The sequence below is a fragment of the Synechococcus sp. N5 genome, from assembly GCF_900473925.1.
Lineage (GTDB): Bacteria > Cyanobacteriota > Cyanobacteriia > PCC-6307 > Cyanobiaceae > Parasynechococcus.
Genome location: NZ_UCNI01000006.1, coordinates 368806 through 387881, shown reverse-complemented (window position 1 = coordinate 387881; position 19076 = coordinate 368806). Strand labels below are relative to the sequence as shown.

At 47.2% G+C, this 19076-nt stretch carries 20 protein-coding genes and 1 pseudogene; 13 read left to right on the top strand and 8 right to left on the bottom strand.

From position 1 onward, the window contains the following. Positions 1-223 precede the first annotated feature (223 nt). From DXY03_RS07385 to DXY03_RS07365, 6 genes are all read left to right on the top strand, one after another. Positions 224-1522 carry a site-specific integrase gene (locus tag DXY03_RS07385; RefSeq protein ID WP_115009831.1) on the top strand — a complete coding sequence of 433 codons (1299 nt, stop codon included), beginning with the start codon at positions 224-226 and terminating at the stop codon, positions 1520-1522. 90 nt (positions 1523-1612) lie between these two features. Next, a complete protein-coding gene (locus DXY03_RS07380; protein WP_115009830.1) occupies positions 1613-1870 on the top strand; it encodes a hypothetical protein in 258 nt (85 codons plus the stop codon). 15 nt (positions 1871-1885) lie between these two features. Continuing rightward, on the top strand, positions 1886-2176 hold the full coding sequence (locus DXY03_RS07375) for a hypothetical protein (protein WP_136987666.1): 291 nt from the start codon (positions 1886-1888) through the stop codon (positions 2174-2176). A gap of 300 nt (positions 2177-2476) precedes the next feature. Continuing rightward, positions 2477-2611: a high light inducible protein gene (locus tag DXY03_RS07370; protein ID WP_114987765.1), complete on the top strand. Its 135-nt coding sequence runs from the start codon at positions 2477-2479 to the stop codon at positions 2609-2611. A 675-nt stretch (positions 2612-3286) separates the two neighbouring features. Further along, positions 3287-3523: a hypothetical protein gene (locus DXY03_RS12285; RefSeq protein ID WP_170952005.1), complete on the top strand. Its 237-nt coding sequence runs from the start codon at positions 3287-3289 to the stop codon at positions 3521-3523. 281 nt (positions 3524-3804) lie between these two features. Next, positions 3805-4029, top strand: a complete 225-nt coding sequence (locus DXY03_RS07365; protein ID WP_115009828.1) for a photosystem I reaction center subunit IV — start codon at positions 3805-3807, stop codon at positions 4027-4029. 702 nt (positions 4030-4731) lie between these two features. Here the strand turns inward: DXY03_RS07365 and DXY03_RS07360 are convergent. From DXY03_RS07360 to DXY03_RS07340, 5 genes and pseudogenes are all read right to left on the bottom strand, one after another. Then, positions 4732-5001, bottom strand: coding sequence for a hypothetical protein (locus DXY03_RS07360; RefSeq protein ID WP_115009827.1), 270 nt, complete (start codon positions 4999-5001; stop codon positions 4732-4734). A 10-nt stretch (positions 5002-5011) separates the two neighbouring features. Continuing rightward, the gene (locus DXY03_RS07355) at positions 5012-5227 is read right to left on the bottom strand and encodes a hypothetical protein (protein WP_136987665.1); all 216 of its coding nucleotides are present in this window, start codon (positions 5225-5227) and stop codon (positions 5012-5014) included. 1689 nt (positions 5228-6916) lie between these two features. Beyond that, positions 6917-7039, bottom strand: a pseudogene (locus DXY03_RS07350) (metallothionein); the annotation flags it as partial. Between the two features lie 152 nt (positions 7040-7191). Continuing rightward, on the bottom strand, positions 7192-7518 hold the full coding sequence (locus tag DXY03_RS07345; protein WP_115009825.1) for a ferredoxin: 327 nt from the start codon (positions 7516-7518) through the stop codon (positions 7192-7194). 25 nt (positions 7519-7543) lie between these two features. Further along, positions 7544-8128 (bottom strand): phycobilisome rod-core linker polypeptide, encoded by a 585-nt coding sequence (locus tag DXY03_RS07340; RefSeq protein WP_244272349.1) that lies wholly within the window; start codon positions 8126-8128, stop codon positions 7544-7546. A 366-nt stretch (positions 8129-8494) separates the two neighbouring features. Between DXY03_RS07340 and DXY03_RS11880 the strand changes: the two genes are divergently transcribed. The 5 genes from DXY03_RS11880 (at position 8495) to DXY03_RS11870 (ending at position 14135) form a co-directional block, all read left to right on the top strand. Next, entirely contained in the window at positions 8495-8854 is a 360-nt protein-coding gene (locus DXY03_RS11880) for a hypothetical protein (protein ID WP_170952004.1), read from the top strand. 1467 nt (positions 8855-10321) lie between these two features. Next, complete coding sequence (locus DXY03_RS11875) at positions 10322-10666, top strand: hypothetical protein (RefSeq protein WP_136987662.1); 345 nt, start codon at positions 10322-10324, stop codon at positions 10664-10666. A gap of 236 nt (positions 10667-10902) precedes the next feature. Beyond that, complete coding sequence (locus DXY03_RS07325; RefSeq protein WP_115009821.1) at positions 10903-11610, top strand: histidine phosphatase family protein; 708 nt, start codon at positions 10903-10905, stop codon at positions 11608-11610. Between the two features lie 522 nt (positions 11611-12132). Further along, positions 12133-13170, top strand: coding sequence for a chlorophyll a/b binding light-harvesting protein (locus tag DXY03_RS07320; RefSeq protein WP_115009820.1), 1038 nt, complete (start codon positions 12133-12135; stop codon positions 13168-13170). Positions 13171-13937: 767 nt separating this feature from the next. After that, positions 13938-14135: a hypothetical protein gene (locus DXY03_RS11870; protein ID WP_136987661.1), complete on the top strand. Its 198-nt coding sequence runs from the start codon at positions 13938-13940 to the stop codon at positions 14133-14135. A 34-nt stretch (positions 14136-14169) separates the two neighbouring features. On the opposite strand, the gene fldA is transcribed toward DXY03_RS11870, so the two are convergent. Continuing rightward, a complete protein-coding gene (fldA, locus tag DXY03_RS07315; protein WP_115009819.1) occupies positions 14170-14685 on the bottom strand; it encodes a flavodoxin FldA in 516 nt (171 codons plus the stop codon). Positions 14686-15239: 554 nt separating this feature from the next. On the opposite strand from fldA, the gene DXY03_RS12280 reads away from it, so the two are divergent. Continuing rightward, a complete protein-coding gene (locus tag DXY03_RS12280; RefSeq protein WP_170952003.1) occupies positions 15240-15398 on the top strand; it encodes a hypothetical protein in 159 nt (52 codons plus the stop codon). A 1354-nt stretch (positions 15399-16752) separates the two neighbouring features. Then, entirely contained in the window at positions 16753-17001 is a 249-nt protein-coding gene (locus tag DXY03_RS07310) for a DUF3104 domain-containing protein (RefSeq protein ID WP_115009818.1), read from the top strand. Positions 17002-17853: 852 nt separating this feature from the next. Here DXY03_RS07310 and DXY03_RS11865 read toward each other — a convergent pair. Both DXY03_RS11865 and DXY03_RS07305 read right to left on the bottom strand, forming a co-directional pair. Beyond that, positions 17854-18075, bottom strand: a complete 222-nt coding sequence (locus tag DXY03_RS11865) for a hypothetical protein (protein ID WP_136987660.1) — start codon at positions 18073-18075, stop codon at positions 17854-17856. A gap of 475 nt (positions 18076-18550) precedes the next feature. Further along, positions 18551-18916 carry a hypothetical protein gene (locus tag DXY03_RS07305; protein WP_115009817.1) on the bottom strand — a complete coding sequence of 122 codons (366 nt, stop codon included), beginning with the start codon at positions 18914-18916 and terminating at the stop codon, positions 18551-18553. Positions 18917-19076 lie beyond the last annotated feature (160 nt).

Here is a 19076-nt window from a genome sequence, read left to right as displayed (position 1 = left end):
TCTCCTTGCAAAGGAGAACATCACACGGTATGGCCAAAACGATCAGAGATCGAAATCACTGGTCAGAAGCCTGATCTGAAGCGGTATTACAAGGATTGAGCCACAAGCGTGCTCAGCCCTGTCGTTGCGTGTCACGACCAGTTGGAGCACTCTTTGGAGCACACCCACGGATTTGGAGCACGCCACCGAAATGAGCCGCAGCTCAGCACCCTGGGAAGCAGCAATGCGGGCGACCAATAAGGCCACGCATGGCAGGAACTGGACGGTCAGGCAGCTCAAGGGGCGGACCCAGCTCACGATGAAGCTGAAGGACGGCAGCAAGCCCTCTGTCCTCACGGAGATTCCCTGGCAGCCCGACAAAGCCACCGAGATCCTCAACGCGGTTCAGGAGATCAGATCCTTTGTCGAGGCGGGCGAGAGCATCCAGGAGGCCAACCAGAAGCGCCTCAAGGCCCTGGGCAAGGAAAGCGGCAAGGCTCCGGCGCTCAGAAAGTTCGACTGGTCGGCTGCAGCCGATGCCTTCCTCGAAAGCATGGAGGGACGACGGGGCGGGACCCTCGCCGACCTCAAGATCCGCGTGCGGCGGTTCAAGCTCACCATCAAGAGCAAGCCAGCTCCAACGGACGGCCCGTCCCTGATGCGGGCTTTCGCGAAACTATTTTTCAACGAGGTTTACCCTAACGATCACAAAAGAGCTGGCCAGCTGAAGATGCCCCCGGGCGGGGACGGGCGGCGCAGAAACTTGCAAGACGTGGCCCGCATCCTGGATTACGGCGTCGAGGAGATGGGTGCTCCCGAAAGATGGAGGCCGCTCTCGACAAAGAAAAGGAAGGCCCTCGTCGGGGCGCCAGTTACTACAACTGAGAACTCCAAGGAAACCATCCCGCTGCTGCCAGAAGATTTCGAGGCTTTGTTAGATAATCTCGAGGCCGACAGTCAACATGAGCTGTGGCTTGCTGTTGGCTTGGTTGGATTTTATGGCTTGCGTGAAAGTGAACTTGCCGTAATGAGGTTTGATGACAACGGAAACCTTTATATAGGCGGACAAGTTAAGCGCGGACTCAAAGAGATTGAGACAAGCGATCAGAAGGGCGAGAGGCTAGTCAAGCCCTTAGAACTCAAAGGCAGAGCTGGTTTAGGGAAGAAGATGGCAACGCTCTGGAACAACGGCCACGGCCTCTACAAACTGCCCGAGGCCGTCCTAACTCAGATCGATCAGGTTGAAGATGTGAATGGATTTAAGGCTGTTGGAGCAGCCTTTGCTCAGAAAGTGAGGCGCTATAGATACTGGAAGATTCTGACTAAAAAGGTCCCAGGGCTGAAGGTAAATGCGCTGCGTCACGGTTGGGCATGGCGAGCCCATAAATACTCCGATAGACCGCTACATTACTCTCAAGCAGCGAAGTTAATGGGACACACGACTCGCGTGCATCTGAAGTATTACTCGGCCTGGGTAAACGATCAGGAACTAGAACAAGCAACCGAAAGGTTCAATCAAGCGGTCGAGTCTGTTGCGCTCTGACGGGACGTGTGCCAACGTCTTCGTGTGAAGTCGGGAACGCAGCATCGCGTCTGCGCCGAGGGATCGAACCGAACACGTCATCCAAGTTGGATGCAAGGTCCTGATCGGCCCATCCCCACTCGCGTCGAGCTGCTGACTCCTAAGGGAGTCGATCGTCAGTACGCCGAGCGGCAAGTCCGCAACTTCACCAAGAAGCGCGTCCGTATGGACGACCACGACTTCCGCATCGGCACCCTCGAGCAGGGCAACCCCGATCAGAAGCGACGGTACAAGCTGCGGAACTTCTATGCAGCACTCCAGCGCGAACTTCTGCACCACGAGAACTGGGATGGCACCCCGCGCACATAACGGTGCGTCTGCCCCATGCCTTGGCTCAAGACCCGCCCAACGGCGGAGGCTGCTGGATGCAGCGACAGAACCCTCAAGCGGAACATGGATTTCCGCGGCGGATGCCTAAATCTCGGCGAGCACTATCGCCACGGTCCCTCCGCCAACTCCAGTTACCTCTGGAACGTTGAGCTGGTGATCGAAGCCTTGGCCCACCGTGGATTGGTGGCCGCCAAGGGCCGGGAACTGCTCCTCGAACTCAAAGCGTCGGAGCAAAAAATTGACCGACGCCACAATCTGCAGCGCCGGTCGAGATCCGTGCAATGACCCTACTTTAGGCGAGTTCCTCCCATTCCAGGAGATGGTTTCACCCCCACAAAGTCAGATCGCCAAAGAATTTCGCGGAGCAGCTGATCAGGCACATGCTCCAACCTGTACTCCAAACCCCCAAGACAGTGGCTGGCGCAGGCTGTGAACTGACCTGACTTCGTATTCGCTCGGGAGGCTCCCAAGAGCTGTCAAAACCGCATAAGGCTGAGAGATAAAGCTTGTGGAGCTGGTTGATTCATTTGGCACAACAGAAACAAAAGAGCGCCTCTAGCATTATTACGTTTTTTAAACGACGCTATGGACAGCAAGTTCGGCTTCTCTTCTTTCGCTGAAACCTGGAATGGCCGCCTGGCAATGATGGGTTTCATCATTGGTCTTGGCACTGAGCTACTCACCGGTCAAGGGATCCTTTCTCAGATCGGGATGGGGTGATGCCCAAAGAGGAAATTGATGTTTGGGTACCCGAAACGCGTCTTGGGTACTTCAAGCTCTTTTACTTCGGAATGCTTGTGGCAGCGATTTGCGTGGGTGGGAACACAGCACTTGGCTCCCTCTGGACAACCATGGCTATTGGGCAATGATCCGGTTCCAACCATAGGTTGTTCTCTGGATGCCATCACTCCAATGACAGCGCTAGGGGTTGGAGAGCAACCATTGAGGGCCATGGCAACACGCGCTCCCACACTTCATGAGACCACTCAACACAGCATTGGATTGATGCTTATTTGGTCTTTCATCGCAATCACTGTTTTGGTCACAGCTTTCCCCTTCTTCGCGGTCTTCCACTAAGGGAGGCATGGGCTCATTGAACCATTGATGTACAAGCGCATGTCGTTCTCACCATGAGGACACGGAAATCCCCCCCCCTGAGAGGGGGTCTTTTTTTGAGGTTTTTCAATGAAGTGGATACTGCTTCTGGTACTCGCTGTGATTGGCGAAGGGACCCTGATGGAGACGAAGGCGACGTCGCTGATTTGGCTTGAACAAATAGGACAAGAGTTATTGATCAATTGAACTCTCTTTTTAGCCATGTAGATCGATACGCATAGAGCAATTGATACGACAGTGGACTAGCCAAGTATCAGGATAAGCAAGAAGCTCGAAACCATGTCTAACACTGAAACACCATCTTTCAATCGTCGCATTGGGGGAGCGTTGATCACTCAGCTTTCTTCAAAGCTTCGTCTCAATCTGATTTTTCTTCTCACATGGGGCTGGGGCGTGTATTGGATCATCAACACTAGGCAATCAGATCCCAGTATTTTCATCGCAGGCCTGCCAGCAATGCTTACTATTGCTGGCGTTTGGCTGGTGCTTTTAAACAGAGGTCTTAACGTAAAGTGAATAGTTCAAAGCAAGCCTCATTTGAGCTACCTCGACACTTTCGCTTCTATGGATTTTTATTCTTCATGGCAGGCAGTTTCTTTCACACCATAGATTTCCTAGGTGTCGAAAATACCGTCATCTGGGGAATGGAGCTGACCTTTTTTGGTTCCCTTGCACTGTCATTATTATTGTGGACCCGCTATGCAGTTCACAGAAGAATCTGGAAATTTCTGGTCTAGCAAAATTACATGCTAGACCAAATCACGCATTTCAAGTGTCTTATTTTTTGTTGATCAATCATGACTGAAATCCAAAAGGGTTCAAAGGTTCGTGTAAAGCGAAAGGAATCTTATTGGTATAATGAAATAGGAATTGTAGCTTCTCGAGAGAAAGAGCCCACGAAATCAAGGTATCCAATTACCGTCAGGTTCGAGAAAGGCAATTACTATGGGCTGCAAGGAACGGATGGCGGAAACAATACCAATAATTTTCATGCAAGTGAATTAGATTTGATCACCGAATAAAGAGGAAATAATCACAGAAATATTGCAACATTTTTCCATTCTTGTCAAAATTAGAGGGAGGAAGGCTCCCTAGGAAAACCTCTAATTTAATTGGCAGGCGTTCGAAGCGCCTCTGGCAATAGAAATGCCGTTGAACTTGGAAAGCTCGATAGCCTGAAAATTATTGAACCACCTCTCGATAACCTCACGCTCCTCTTTGGTGCATTTTTCAAGAATTGCCTGCAATTCGATTTCCATCACAATTTGTATTTCGTTAAATTATGGCGACGCTACCCAAAGAAGATGGTGAATTTACTGACAAAGATCTGTGAAATATGTATCACGAGCACTTTTGATAAGTAAAAACACTCATTAGGGAAATGTAGTCCCTAAAACGGAACAGTTGATACACCACCCAATACTGAACTAATTCTCTGGTGCAACCTCATAGCTGCAATCAGCAATAGCTATCGGAAGGTAATTTCAATGAAAGCTCCAAGAGGCGGGGGATTTTTAGCCTTTCTGCCACGTGCACTTTCTTCTCTGCTTCTTCCCGAACTTTTTTAAATGGGAACACCTGGACGTATCCGATCACCTGGCCTCAGTAGCAATAGATGCTCAGGCCGTGGATCACCAGAGCTAAGACAAGGGTGCTCCTTGAACATGAAGGCGGGGAGCACGCGAGGTCATCCACGCAGGGCTGCGGTGGTGGCTTCGCTTGTCTCAATCCATGCCCATGTGCTCACGAGTCATCTGCTCCAGCACGAACAGGAACTCCGATTCCTCAGGTGTGTCATCAAACCTCGTAGCGCAATTAACGCAGAAGGTGATCCACGTCGCTGCCTCTACACCCCTGGCCTCGATCACCAGTTGATAAGCACGGTCGAAGTCAGCCCCATCTTTGAGGAACCAGCCGATGGCTTGGTAGAGGGCATCCATGCCAATCACTTGTGGGTCAACAAAGACCGCACGGATCTGGTCACTCCATGCCATCTCTTATCACCTAGCCGAGCTCAGGCCAACGGTCCAGGCATTTACCGAAGTCAATGTCCCAGCGTTCATCCTCGATGTTCTGATCACCAGCCAGAAAGTCGTTGCAGGCTTCGAAGTCTGAGTAGTTGTCATAGATGCCGCCATCATTCAGCTGAGCCGTAATGCCCGTTGGATCAAGTCCCAAAGCCAAGACGATGAGCAGAGCGGTGAAGTTCAAAGAAGCCACCAACCCAACAACAGGCCGATGACGAGGCCCTTCACCCAGACCAAAGCAGCCATCTGGTATTCAGTCCAGCCAAGCTTGGCCTTGAGCCAGAAGAATGCCTTCTTGTCTGCGAAAAAGAGAGCCTTGAGAGGTCGGACGATCCACTTCTTGATCTCCAAATTCAGGCTGGTATGGCACAACAGGTTCTAGGGGCAACGCTTCTACCTACCCATATCTCTCATCACGTCGCCTAGTGATCTATTTGACCTTTGCTCGACCTTATTCAGATGATCGGCGTACCAACCAGCTTTGAAGACACCGGCGAATTTTTTGCCGAATGAGTTGGCACCATTTTCCGAGCAACGGCCGCTTATAGCACAAAAGAAACCCAATGATAGAGCCGCCATTGCTCAACGGACTCATCATCCTGCCAATCCAGTGCTCAAATAGAGGGCAGCCCCCAGCACCCAGGCACTGAGGCGTACGACAAGCAAGACGTAGAGAGACGGTATAGACAACAGATACTCAGGCTCCTAATCCGTAGGTGAATGTCTTCACTGCATAGGAGCGTTGTTTTTAGTCGGCACCTGTATCGTCATCATGCTGGTCTCCCAAGAAGCAAAAACCCCGGCTATGCCGGGGTTCTCACTGACCTTGGACGGTTCATTATTTATAGAACGCAGCGAGGCGTTGATGCGGAATTTTGGACAGAAGTTACATGTCAATAGATCAAAGGGGCCATCTCCTCTTTCGCTGATTCAACGAAAGAGGAGAATGCATTGGCCCGTCGATCCCGTCCAAGGACGACCTAGTAATCATGCCCCAAAAGGGCTCTTATTGATAGTGATAAACATTCTCAATTAATGCAAATCCGTCACTAAGCGTAAATACTCAATAATGTTCAAGTGCTTGGCCTAAGAGATTAGCTCTACTTCCCACTGCAGAGTAGCGATCAAGTGAACCAGAAGAGCCACAAGGCGAGTCGAAATCAGTTGCTCAGCATTCCGATAGTCCTTAAAAGACATCACAACAATGCCGCTGCTCATTTGAAACTACTCTTAGCAACATCTAAAGCACGAACATCCGACTTACATTCCATACTTTGTTCGGAAGTTTCAGTCGCATGGGCCTTCCATCCAATGGTTTCTCCAATAACCATTGGGCGCTGAGTGTCAGCGTTACCATCCCTCGCCGACACAGCAAGCAACGGCCTGGCTCCTCTTATGAAGGGGAGGAGTCAGATCAGCGTTGTATTAACAGTTGCAAGCAACGAGGGCACTACATTCATGAGACTCATTAAGTCGCTGCAAACGCTTCATATTGTCAGCACTTAATCCATAGGCAGAGCAAAGATGAGGTTGGAGCGTCCACAACCTCCAGCCAATGGTTTAACTACAGCCATTGGGCGCTGAGTTCCGCTGACTTCTCCGCCAATGAGCATCGACGGGGGAGTCAGTTCAGCGTTAATCAACTTCCCAGGAGTTTTTATAGGTGTTGAATTCAAAGACACTTCAACGTCTTGTGATATTGAATTACAAGAATGCAGATAATGAAGAGCTAGTTGGCCTAGCTCTGGAATTAGTAGAGGAATCGAACGGCGGGATTCAAGTAAGAGTACTTAAGGATTCAAATGTAGTTAGCTGTGTATCGGTGGTACCCTTAAACATATGCAAAGTAGATTATTTGCAGGGGTGTGACTGCTGCGAATAATTAGCAGCAATTACAACTAGAGCAACAATGGTCATCACCGGCCTGACCATCAGCACATCGCTGAGAGCAGTAAACCTTGCCTTCTTTCTCGATGGCTGCTTCTGGATCAACTATGCAGCCACAGGGTTCACATGCTCATGGGTGGTTTGTAGTTTGCATGGCGTTGACAAAGTATACCAACCTTTATAGATCAAAAGATCAATGGACGCATCCCTCAAACATATTTATAGCAACCTGTATCTTCAATCAAGGAAGAATTAAAGTATTCACATAGCTCAAATCTCTACGCCGTCATCACGGCACTCAAAGTCTAGCCAATGAATACAATCAACAGGACAAGTATCAATCGCCTCCTGGATTCGATCTATTGAATCGCCATCTTGTCGCACAGCACGGCAGCGACCTGTTTCTGGGACCATAACAAAAGTATTAGACGCCACATGTGCACAGTAACGACAACCAATGCAATCAGACTCATCAACCCAAACTGCTTTTTCACGCAATGCTCCTCCCAAAGATGGCTCTAGCCCAGTGCGTAGACCATTAGAATTAACTGATTTAGCCGAGAAAGCTGCTTCAACTGATTTTTCCGAAATGTACATAATTCTATTTAAATCAATATCACACTCAAATCGTAAACATCTGGCGGAAGACTAAAAGAACCAAAGAAACACTTCCGACGCCTAAAACAAACAAGAAAACACACCAGAGTTTAAAAAGACGACCCTCAGGCTTTTCATAGATCAGACGGGACACAGTCATTGGCCGACTGATTTTATTGAAGGCATCTACAGAGATCATTAATCCATCACGAATCAGTCGATCACGCCAACTCTCTCCATAGCGAGGAAGTCGCTGATAGATAGGCATCTCTCCTTGAGAGCGTCCTGGCAAAATACGATTTACCTGATCAGGGATTCCATCAATTCCAAATCTCTCAAAATACTCAGGAGATTCCAGGATGTCATCAACAAAAGCTGCAAATCCCTGTTCGGCAATAACAATGGACCAAGATTTAACTTCATCTTGTCCATAAACAGGGCGACCAAGGACACGGCCTATGACCTGCTCAACTACTCGATCGTTCCCATTGCATTCGACATAGCCCCTATAAAAACGATCGGAGAGTAGTAGTCCTCTTATAAAATCTCTTACGGTGATGGAACCTGACCTGAGCTGTGATTCTAAAAAACGGTCACGATCACAACTCATTGCATGAAAATATATCTGCCGATAACACCTTTCAATTATTTCTGACGACAAATCAGGCGCTAGATCTAAACAGGGCTGAAGCGAAGCTGATATTGAGTCAACTCGCGAGTTCTGACTTGATGGCTTGAATGGCAAGCGAGCCCTGGCAAAAAGGGAGGCCAATTAATCTGAGGTAATATTGCATTATTAAAGACATCAAAAAGTTACTGGCAAAAACAATGAATACCTCTAACGAAGATAATCGAGACATACAGCGATCACAAAAGACATATTATAAAAACCATTTGATACTACGTTAGGTAATTTTTAAAAGTTCGATGTGGCAACGCTCCTCAATGATGGGGTTGATCATCACGAAAAAGAACCATGGCGTTGAGCGAATTCGAAATTGCGATAGGTGGACTTACTTCAATCCCAGTTGTGGGTGGTCTGATCTTTCTAGGATATAAGTCTTTAGGCGAAGGCTCCTTAGATACAAGCAAACTTAAACCCAAAAAAAAGACAACGGTCACCAAAGAAACACCCGTACCTGACAAGAAAGACCCTGAAGCAAAAAGCCAGAAGATAGAGAAAAACAGTAATACGACAAGCACTAACAAAGAAAAAGCTTCTGCGGGAGAACAGCCAAAGCCAGCCAAGGAGAAAACTTCAATATCTAGCAAAAAGCAGCCTGAAGACAAGTCAAAAGCGATGCCACCAAATCAAACAACTAAGCCAGAAAAGTAGGGGAGCTCAACAAAACCGAACAGGAAAACATGTAGATGATATGTCTGTCAAGACAAGTCTTCTCTGCATAATAAGAGCAGAAATTCAGGCTACCAGCAAAAGCATAAAAATATACGATCAGCATGCAAAAAGATAAGCATTTAAGCGAAGCTTTAACGACCGAATGTGATCGATATTCACCCAGCAAAAGCAGCATCGCAAACATGGATTGCTATCAAATTATTTCATAACAAAACCGAAACCAACGAAGATATGGTTTTAAACTAGTGGAAATTCTCAATGTTCTTGTTGGAGTTACCGCGATCTTCTGGATTGCCGCTGGGATCAAAACACACAGTGATTGGATTCAATCGATCTTTGTTAATGAGAGCAAAAAAATCCGACAACAGACAGAAATAATTAGTGAGTTTGGCTACGGCGCACTCAACACACGCAACACGCTTGAGGTCAAGAAAGGACTGGTCTTTGCCTATTGGGACACGCCTCATGGAAAACAAAAACACGAGGGACCTCATGAACAAATACAAAGTCCAATCATTTTTCAGCTGGTATCGCTAAACCTGATTACTTGCACATCAATTGCATTGTTAATAGTTCTGAGCAGAGGCCTTTTCTCAATACTAGGCCTGATTTAATCACAACTAGGCCTTATCTTAAGATCTAGGTATAGTGATAGCTCTAAAGCACAATGACTACAAGTCAAAGGGAATAATGATTCCTTACTTTGTCTAGGGCATTAGCGCCGGACAATCCGCAACATATCTGGCGTACATTTGGGTGCAGCTATTACCTCATCTGTACTGCACTTAGCTCGTGACTAGAGTGACAATTCTTATGGAAGTTCTATTACAGCACTTCCATCCAATGGAGTGATGACCATTGGGCGCTGTTCAGGGACTGACTCCTCTTCTGAACGGGGGGAGTCAGTTAAGCGTTGCTGGCACCTGAACATTAAAAAGTGAAATTTACCTGTGCGGTCCGCTCATGCAGTATTCATCATGAAGTCCAAGCCAGATCCTTATATATGGTTCCTTTAGTGCTGCCAATCGTTGGCCTAGTACTGGTGTTATGTCACATCATCTACGGGACTACTCCTCAGAGCCAAAACAAAGGCACGCAGTAATAGGCATCTTTGGGGAAATTGATAAGACTCATTTGATCGCTGCCTCTACATCATCGGATTAGTACTCAACCCGCGGCAGAGGTGATGATGTTTGTGGAAGTTCTGCCGTTAGGGCTTTCCATCCAATGGCCTATCCACAGTCATTGGGGCGCTGGAGAGTAACTGGCTTCTCTTCTTCGGTGGGAAGCCAGTTCAGCGTTGTCTGATTATTGACCACACCGCATCGAAACATGGGCAACGATCATTTGGCTAGTGGCATTGCCTCATCACGACGTAACAGCATCCGTCCACAAGCCATGCTTGTTGCAGAGCCACGAAACCTCAATCTAATGTTGTGAGAAACATTGGGCATTGAAAACACCAATGGCTCTTCTTCCCTCCAGGTTAAAGAGCAAGAAAGACGTTTTAACCAAACCAGGATCATTGATGAGTCTTTTCGTTACTCGTCAATGACTGGCGTTGATACCTTCAAAATCACACCATCACTGATGTCTCGTAAAACAACCCGTCTGTCAAAACTAGACGCATCAGTATTAGAAGCGCAAATGCGCTGCGGAACTGAATGGCCGATTGGTCTAGTTGATGCAATTGCAGAAGCCCATAGGACAACTGTCCAATGTGTTGAAGAGCGGCAACGTATTTTAAGATCAATAGAGCAAAATGACGAGAAATTAAACAATCATTTCTGACTAATTTATTCCTTATGTCATTATCAAGATTCGAAACTTCTATAGCTGGTATCTCGGCTATTCCGCTAACAAGCAGCATGCGACTATCTCGCTTCAAAGGATTTATTGAAAAAAGCGGGCGCCACCAAACTCATAACAACAAGTACCAGCCAAAGCAATGCACTCAACACCTATAAAAAAGCAACGAAAATCCAACAGTCGCTAAAGCCAAAACAATCACTTTAACCACCAATCTCATGTCAAAGATTCTTATTCCATTGATTACTGCATTACTTATGAGTTCATGCGGGACAAATGAAAAATTAGGTGACTCCTCAAATCGAAGTCAGGTTGTATCCTCACCAGCGCAAAAAAATACAAAACCAGTCGTTGGTCTGACTTCAGAACTGAGTATTGAGAAATCAACTCTGCTTGATTCCCTTAAGGATGGAGGCTATGTCATTTATATACGTCATGCAACGACCAAAAGAGATTATGCAGACCAAGCTGATCCTCTAATGAGCCTTGATGATTGCAGTTCTCAGAGAAAGCTGAGCAATCAGGGGATCAAAGAATCTCACGGAATCGGCATTGCATTTGCCTCCAAAGAAATTCCAGTTGGTAACATTATTGTTAGTGAGTATTGCCGATCATGGAAGACAGCAAACCTTGCATTCGGCAGATGGAGCAAAAAAGATTCCCGATTGAACTTTTTGCCTTATGAAGATTATACCGAAGATCATATTGAACTGATGAAAAAAAATGTCATGCCTTTATTAACACGCCCACCTCTGCCAGGGACCAACACAGTCATTATCGGACATGATGATCCTTTTGAAGCCGCAACAGGAATTTATCCAGAACCGCAAGGAGTCGCATATATCCTCCAACCCGATGAGGGAACAAGCTTTAAGATAATCGCCAGTGTGTTGCCTTCTGAGTGGGCAAAACTTAAAACAGAATAGACGCTCTGTCTGTTGATAATTTGACGCAAAAGAAGTTTAAGATTAATCACTTTCTTAATACGTTGCCAATATTCTAGGCATTGCTGAGCGGGATAAATACCGTATCGATCTTGGACAAGCTTCAACAAAGATCAGAGCAACTATCTCTCACCAGCAATTTTGTACAATAGATTTTTTCCTATAGAAATTCAGAAAATAATCCTTATGCGCATGAAAAATGGATGCAAAAGCTCGCAAAACATACGGGGGTGATTTGAAGGTAATTTTTGATAGGACAATGCAATTAACCTGTTGCACCAGATACATTTTTTACCAGTACAAATAATATCATTTTACAGCTCAAAGCATTCAAAGCGTCGGATCAAATGATTCAAAACAAAAACTCAAAAGATTCAGGCTAAATACGTTAACCAAATGACTCTTTGACCAGTTAAATATGACTTGCAGCTGCAAAGGTATGTAAAAGCAGATCAATACTTAAGGCGGCAATCATTATGTTTCTTATGCCGCATCTTTCTTGAAATGCAGTCTTACGGAAGTTCGTCAGTCAGTTATGACTGGTGGGCTGGAAATGCAGGAGTCGCGAAGCGCAGCGGTTCTTTCATTGCAGCCCACGCTGCCCATGCAGGTTTAATCATGTTTTGGGCAGGTGCATTCACCTTGTTTGAGTTGGCCCGTTATGACGGAACACTGCCAATGGGGGAACAAGGGCTGATTTTAATTCCACATCTCGCCGGCCTTGGCTTCGGCGTAGGAGAAGGTGCTGAAATCATTGACCAGCAACCCCTCATCGCGATCGCAGCGTTCCATCTGGTTTCATCAGCTGTACTTGGAGCAGCTGGAATCTGGCATACGCTTCGAGCACCCAAAGATCTATCAGAAGCTGAGGGACGCGCCCAAAAGTTTCATTTTGAATGGAGTGATGGCAAACAGCTCACTTTCATCCTGGGTCATCATCTGATATTCCTCGGGCTAGGAGTCATCGCCTTCGTTGAATGGGCAAAACGGCATGGTATTTACGACACCGCAATCGGAGCTGTTCGACGGGTTGAACCAAACATTGACCTCGGCATGGTATGGGGTTATCAAGCTAATTTTCTCTCCATCAGTAGTCTTGAAGACGTGATGGGTGGCCATGCCGTTTTGGCCTTCATTCTCACAATTGGTGGTGTTTGGCATATCATCTCCAGCCCTTTCGGACCATTCAAGAAGGTCTTGATCTACAACGGCGAGTCAATCTTGTCCTACTCGCTTGCAGGTGTAGCTCTGATGGGTTTTGTGACCAGTATTTGGTGTGCTCAAAACACGACTATTTATCCCGTTGAGCTCTACGGCGACCCATTGAAATTGAGTTTCGCTTTCTCACCCTACTTCAGCGACGCAACTACTCTTGAGGGTGGTGCCCACTCAGCCCGGGCTTGGCTGGCCAATACGCACTTTTACCTGGCGTTCTTCTTCCTGCAAGGACATTTTTGGCATGCCTTGCGAGGCATGGGCTTTAACTTCAAGCGAGTTTCTGAGGCGCTTGACAACATGGGAACTACAAAAGTAAGTGCCTAATTGATCCACCATGTTTGAAGTGCCCCTCATCTCATTGGGATGGGGGGTTTATTCTTTGTTCGGCCGTTCAGGAAAATGGCCTCCAGAGAAGCCTATACAGAAAAAAACTGTAAGGGGCAGCAGCACCACTCCATTCAATGGGATATTGACCATTGACCATTGACCATTGAGCACTGAGCACTGAGCACTGATTCAGATTCTGATTCCTCTTCTCAACCAGAGAAGTCAGTTCAGCGTGTTCAGTTGCCGAAACCTTTCAGTGAGTCATTTAGTCGCCGCTATCGCCGCATCTGAAAGAGGGCAATCGGTGACAGGTGTGATTCTATCTTCGGAGACCCAAAAGACCTCCATCCAATGGTTTCTCCAATGACCATTGGGCGCTGACCAGAAGCTGGCTCCTAACTTCCTCGGTGGGGGTCAGTTCAGCGTTTTCAATTACCACAACATTTCAGCGACTCATTTGGTCACTGCCATCACCTCATCTGAAAAAGCACAGCCCACGTCAGGGGCGATGCTGTCTTCGGAAGCTTTAGTCGGATGAGTCTTCCATCCAATGGTTTTTTCGTTTTAACCATTGGGCGCTGATAACACCACTGACTCCCTCTCTGACGATGCGGGGAGTCAGATCAGCGTTATTTGACCACTGAGGCAAAGAGCTTAAAGACACCTAGTCATCCTTCGTTTTCCAAGAGTATTTTGCCTACAAAACCCAGGAGACTATGAAGCGCTCATTGAAGATTATATTTAGCCTCTCTGTCTACACACTTGTGTGCGGCGGAGTTCTTGTTATAGCCATTCGCGAATCAAGTAAACAACCAATTGGCCTAATAGTGGTCAGCATGGCATTAACTCCAGCCCTTGTTGCTATTTTTGGCGGCTTACCTATTAATTTTTTAGAGAAAAAATTTAAAATAAAGCATGTTAATAGTTCAACTTCGAAAGAGGAAATCGAAAAAGCAGATTAGGCTTCGTGATGGCATACATTGCACACGAGGACTTTTATGTAGTTGCCTCTTGCATAATTAACTTGACCCAAGACTGAAGTCGCTCGTCGGTCTTTTCGGATTCATTGTCTTCATCCAAAGGAAGGCCGCAAAACATGCCGTCAACAACGCTTTTGGAATCATCAAAGATATACTGCTCCACTGATACATGGCCGATCATCCGACCTCCTGCAGATTCGAAAGATCTATAAAGCTCTTCCATTGCATCACAAAAATACTTGCTGAAGGCCGCAGAATCGCCTAGACCTACAATCGCAATAGGCTTGCCTTTTAGGAATAAATGAGGAATATTATCAATATGCTCGTCCCATGTTGTACCTGATCTCTTGGTTTCAGAACCAGTATTCCACGTTGGGGTACAACAAATGAGTGCCTCAGACTCTTCCAGCTCTTTTGTAAAATCTATTCTATCAAGATCTTTTAATTCCGATCCAGGCAATAGCACTTTCAGCCTTTCCGCGATGTCTTCTGTATGACCAGTTGCGGACGCATAAACAATGGTAAAGCGCATAAAACTTAGAGAAGTACTTAATAGTAAATATCAGCTTTAAGACCATAGCTCTTATTTGACATATCCAAGTTACCCAAAGCACCTATGCAGATTATTTATGCTTCTAAAGCACACAGTCTCCACCAATAATTAGGAAAAATTACCAGAAACCTAATCGTTAGGACCCAGGTTTTCAATCGACTTGACAAAATAGATTGTAGTCAAGTTATTCACTGCAAAAATAGTGAACGATTTTGCTTTGCAAAGAGGAGGCCGCCCCTCCCAGATGGAAGAGACGGCCTAGCTCGCTCGCTTGTGCATGGTTCAACCCATCACTACTGAAACGAAAAAGGGTCGAAGCTTCTGGCTGTAGGGCCCCTGGGGCCATTTGCTCTAAAGGATGGGTCGTTTTCTCCTAGGGCACCTCAGGCGGTGCAAGCGGAGCGTCGAATGGCGTGACGTATCTGATGTGTACCTAACCAAACGACCAACCCAGGTCATTCATGAGACTGTTGGAGCAGGGGCCAGAAAGTCAGTTGACTTCTTGGATCTGCTCGGTTGGACCGTCGTCTCTCATGAACGCCTCCGATCTCGATGACCATATTTTTGTGCCCTCATGGCACAAAGTCATCGGCATTAAGGCGCATTGCCCCTTTGATGGCATCTACGCGAATGTTGGGATGGCTTGCCACAACGGGTTGATGCAAGCTTTGGGCACTGACAAGAAGTACTGACTCCTGTGTTTCAGGGGAGGAGTCGGTTCAGAGTCTTCGCTTGCCACAACATTGGTGTGCCTCATTTAGTTACTGCCAGTGCCTCATCTGAACTGCACTTAGCCCCCAGCAAGAGCGATGGTGTCTACGGAAGTTCAGTCGCATGGATCTTCCATCCAATGGAGGGGCAATTTCCATTGGACGCTGTGTGTGTCTACGCTTATCCAGTCCGGCGTTGACATAGCAAGTGACGGCCTGACTCCTCTCCTCAACTAGGGGAGTCAGTTCAGCGTTTTCAGTCGTCGATACATTTCAGCGAATCATTTGGAATACGCTTTCGGCCCATTGGAACGGCACACGTTGCCTGCCGAAGCGATAGTTTGACTGGAGCGCAGCACAGCCTCCATCCAATGGAGTGATGACCATTGGGCGCTGATAACACCACTGACTCTCCTCCTTTTCCTCAGGGGGGGAGTCAGATCAGCGTTAACTGACTGGTAGTGAGCAACGTCTCCTAAACCTCAATCAAGTTGTGTCGAGCATCTGCTGCAGCTCAATCCACGGTGATCTAGGAATCCGTCTCATTTGATCGCTGCCATCGCCTCATCTGAAAGAGCGCGGCCCAGGGCAGAACTGATCGTGTCTTTGGAAGTTCCGTTGCTGGGCACTTCCATCCAATGGTTTGCACTTAGCCATTGGGCGCTGGAGCGACCTGGCTCCCTCTCTGGCGAGCGGGGAGTCAGTTCAGCGTTTTGACATTTCGGCGACTCATTTGACAACTCCCATCGCCTCATCTGTATCGAGGTGTGCACCCGAAGGGATGATTATGTCTTCGGAGTCCCCAAGACCTCCATCCCATGGTTTTTGTAGGGACCATTGGGCGCTGTCCAGAAAAGCTGACTTCCTTTCTTGGCGGACGGGGAGTCAGTTCAGCGTTAACTGAAGGGTGACTTGACCTCAGGAAAAACGACTGAGTTGCTGGAAGTAGTCACCGCGATAGTCGTCACGGCAGGGCTCGTTGGCGGAAACCTTCTGCTGTTCTCACCATTGCGGATAGACAACAGGATTAAAGCTCCAGCACCTCCAGCTCAACCTGAGAACGCGGCTGGTCCAGTATTTAGGTGAACAGCTATGGACGTTGACGCGGCTCATTTGATCACTGCCATCTCCTCTTAAGAACAAGCAATAGCCATAGACGGTGCGACTGTGACTTTGGAGGCCCACCTCCATCCAATGGCCCCTGCATGACCATTGGGCGCTGATAACACCACTGACTCCCTCTCTGACGATGCGGGGAGTCAGATCAGCGTTATTTCATAGGAAGCTGCAACTCGTCTAACTGCCAAAAGCAGTAGAGACCTACTTGAAAAGGTGTATGTCAATTGATCATGCAAGTGGCGCATCAACGCCCAAACCAGATCCGGTCTTTCTCCACGTCAAAGCGGGAATGGCGGTGATCATCAAGAACACTGACAAGACCTGGCGCGTAGCTGACGTCATTAACGTTATTGGCAGCGCCAAAAACCCGAAGGTTCCAAAGTTTTTCCAGGTGATATATGTGGATAATCACGTCACAAACTGGGTCAATGCTGACCTCGTGACTCACATAGTTCCAAGGGTCTGAAGTGTCGGCATACACAGCGTATGAGCAAACTCCTACACCTCGGAACGTTGACGCGAATCATTTGGACTCCGACATTGCCTCATCTGAAGAGAGACCACTCAACGAAAAAGTGATTATGTCTTTGGAGTCCCCAAGACCTCCATCCAATGACAAGCCGTGGTCATTGGGCGCTGACAAGAAAGCTGGCTTCTCTTCTGACCGGGAGAAGTCAGTTCAGCGTTATATAACTGGAGGCGGGCAGCACCTCAAGGCCTAAGACCTAAGAATCATTCCATAGCCAGATTTCACAACTCCGAGCAGCGCAGACACCCAAAGCGGCATGAAATCGTAGTGATAATAATTAGTTATTCTCTATTGTCTTCTAACAACTATCTCTAGACAGTATTTAGAAACTCAGTCGACGTAGTCTACTCAAAGGATCAATCACCACTAACCCAAAACCCTTATGTCATAGATTTATCGATAAAAATCTTCCCTCTTAAGCGGTGTTTTCCGCTCATTATTCTTAACATAGAAGAACGCCGCTGCGGCAACGCACAAGAGCGGCAACGCAGTAAAGAGGAGAAGGGCAATAGCGGTGTAGTCTTGATGCATAGCAAGAGAAATTTGCTACATATTAATTTCTAAAATAAAGATCACTATGTCGAACTCTACCCTGCCTTGAACCAAAAGATATTGCACGCTGTCTGCCAATAGACAAGTGCATCTTAATCATATGCGAAAAGCCAATCACGTACTTCATTGGGCATCAACAAACTTCCTGAAAATCACCAAAAACAAAAGACGAGGTATGCGCATTAGTAGCTTTGCAAGCGAGAAAGTATATATTTGGCAATATCTAGACTTATAGAACTAACTTTCCTTGGCTTTAAATCCTTCTCGAAAAGACTCCAAATCCTGCCTTGCTCTCAAATAGACGATGAGACGCTCACAACTTTGAGATTCCATCCAGTTCGCTTCAGAGGCAACAACCTTTGCATAAAGTGCACGCTCGGTTTTGGTTTCAAAGCGCACTACACCTTCTTCTAAGGGTGCATGGACGAAATAATCCCAATTAGGCTCAACCACCTTCAACAAAGCACTAAAAGTAATCTAAATATTGATGAAATCGAGTTAATCCAAAATTAACCAAAGAATGTGAGGCAATTGGTTAACTGGAGTAAAATATGGGCATAAGCAAGAAAGCGCACTGCATCAAGAAATTTCTCTGAATCTTCGGCTTAGTCGACCCTAAGACTTCATAAGCGAGAATAATTTGTGCTGCATGCCACATCAATTGAAAATATTTATCACACCCAACATGAATACCTTCGGTCAAGATTCCTAAGTCGTCCTTGGACGGGATCGACGGGCCAATGCACTCTCCTCTTTCGCTGGGCTAGCGAAAGAGGAGATGGCCCCTTGGCTACTTCGAAAAGTATCTTTTGAATCGATTTACACATACTTGTCTTGATTGGATCTATAAGGAATTACCCGTCCAAGGTCAGTGAAAGCCCCGACTAAGTCGGGGCTTTTGCGTGCTGAGTCATCGATCAAATGAGGAGCTTGTTCAGCATTTGCGCCTGTTGATGCCGTAACCGCGTTGGGAGTTGTATCCGGTGCCGGTCATGTGATCAAGCTGGCGGATGGCACTCACCACGGCGCCAGGGTTCTTCTGCTGCATCGCCTGCCCAGCCGCGGCCATCAGCGTTTGGATTGACCATGACAGCAGCTCCTGCCGGTCGATTCCGCTCTCATCGATGTCGTCCTTGATCTGCGTCCATGCTTTCTTCAGAAGCCTGTAGCCCTGCGCTCTGGAGACCCCCCACGCTTGTCTCGCAAAACTGAGACAAGCGGTATTGGGCTGCCCCTCCAGGATCATTCCCTGGAGGTGTTCGACTCTCTCCAGTGTCTCTGTTGCGGTAGCTCGCGGCATAACCGATCAACTCGTGAAAGCCGCTGGTAAAGCGAACTTTTGGGCCGACTCAACGATAGGACTATTTGGAGCACGTTTTAGAGCACACCTAGATGAAAATCAAGAAAAGTGGCCTCCCTGCTCAGAGCAGAAAGCCAATGCTGGTGGTTGCTTTGGAGGA

Excerpts from the sequence above, each read along its gene's own strand:
- DXY03_RS07345 (WP_115009825.1), bottom strand. The coding sequence starts at position 7,518 with ATGTACATTTCGGAAAAATCAGTTGAAGCAGCTTTCTCGGCTAAATCA.
- DXY03_RS12285 (WP_170952005.1), top strand. The coding sequence starts at position 3,287 with ATGTCTAACACTGAAACACCATCTTTCAATCGTCGCATTGGGGGAGCG.
- DXY03_RS11880 (WP_170952004.1), top strand. The coding sequence starts at position 8,495 with ATGGCGTTGAGCGAATTCGAAATTGCGATAGGTGGACTTACTTCAATC.
- DXY03_RS07365 (WP_115009828.1), top strand. The coding sequence starts at position 3,805 with ATGACTGAAATCCAAAAGGGTTCAAAGGTTCGTGTAAAGCGAAAGGAA.
- DXY03_RS07340 (WP_244272349.1), bottom strand. The coding sequence starts at position 8,128 with ATGAGTTGTGATCGTGACCGTTTTTTAGAATCACAGCTCAGGTCAGGT.
- DXY03_RS07320 (WP_115009820.1), top strand. The coding sequence starts at position 12,133 with ATGCAGTCTTACGGAAGTTCGTCAGTCAGTTATGACTGGTGGGCTGGA.
- DXY03_RS07360 (WP_115009827.1), bottom strand. The coding sequence starts at position 5,001 with ATGGCATGGAGTGACCAGATCCGTGCGGTCTTTGTTGACCCACAAGTG.
- DXY03_RS07375 (WP_136987666.1), top strand. The coding sequence starts at position 1,886 with ATGCCTTGGCTCAAGACCCGCCCAACGGCGGAGGCTGCTGGATGCAGC.
- DXY03_RS07385 (WP_115009831.1), top strand. The coding sequence starts at position 224 with ATGCGGGCGACCAATAAGGCCACGCATGGCAGGAACTGGACGGTCAGG.
- DXY03_RS07380 (WP_115009830.1), top strand. The coding sequence starts at position 1,613 with ATGCAAGGTCCTGATCGGCCCATCCCCACTCGCGTCGAGCTGCTGACT.
- DXY03_RS07310 (WP_115009818.1), top strand. The coding sequence starts at position 16,753 with ATGTCAATTGATCATGCAAGTGGCGCATCAACGCCCAAACCAGATCCG.
- DXY03_RS07370 (WP_114987765.1), top strand. The coding sequence starts at position 2,477 with ATGGACAGCAAGTTCGGCTTCTCTTCTTTCGCTGAAACCTGGAATGGC.
- fldA (WP_115009819.1), bottom strand. The coding sequence starts at position 14,685 with ATGCGCTTTACCATTGTTTATGCGTCCGCAACTGGTCATACAGAAGAC.
- DXY03_RS07305 (WP_115009817.1), bottom strand. The coding sequence starts at position 18,916 with ATGCCGCGAGCTACCGCAACAGAGACACTGGAGAGAGTCGAACACCTC.
- DXY03_RS07325 (WP_115009821.1), top strand. The coding sequence starts at position 10,903 with ATGTCAAAGATTCTTATTCCATTGATTACTGCATTACTTATGAGTTCA.
- DXY03_RS12280 (WP_170952003.1), top strand. The coding sequence starts at position 15,240 with ATGAACGCCTCCGATCTCGATGACCATATTTTTGTGCCCTCATGGCAC.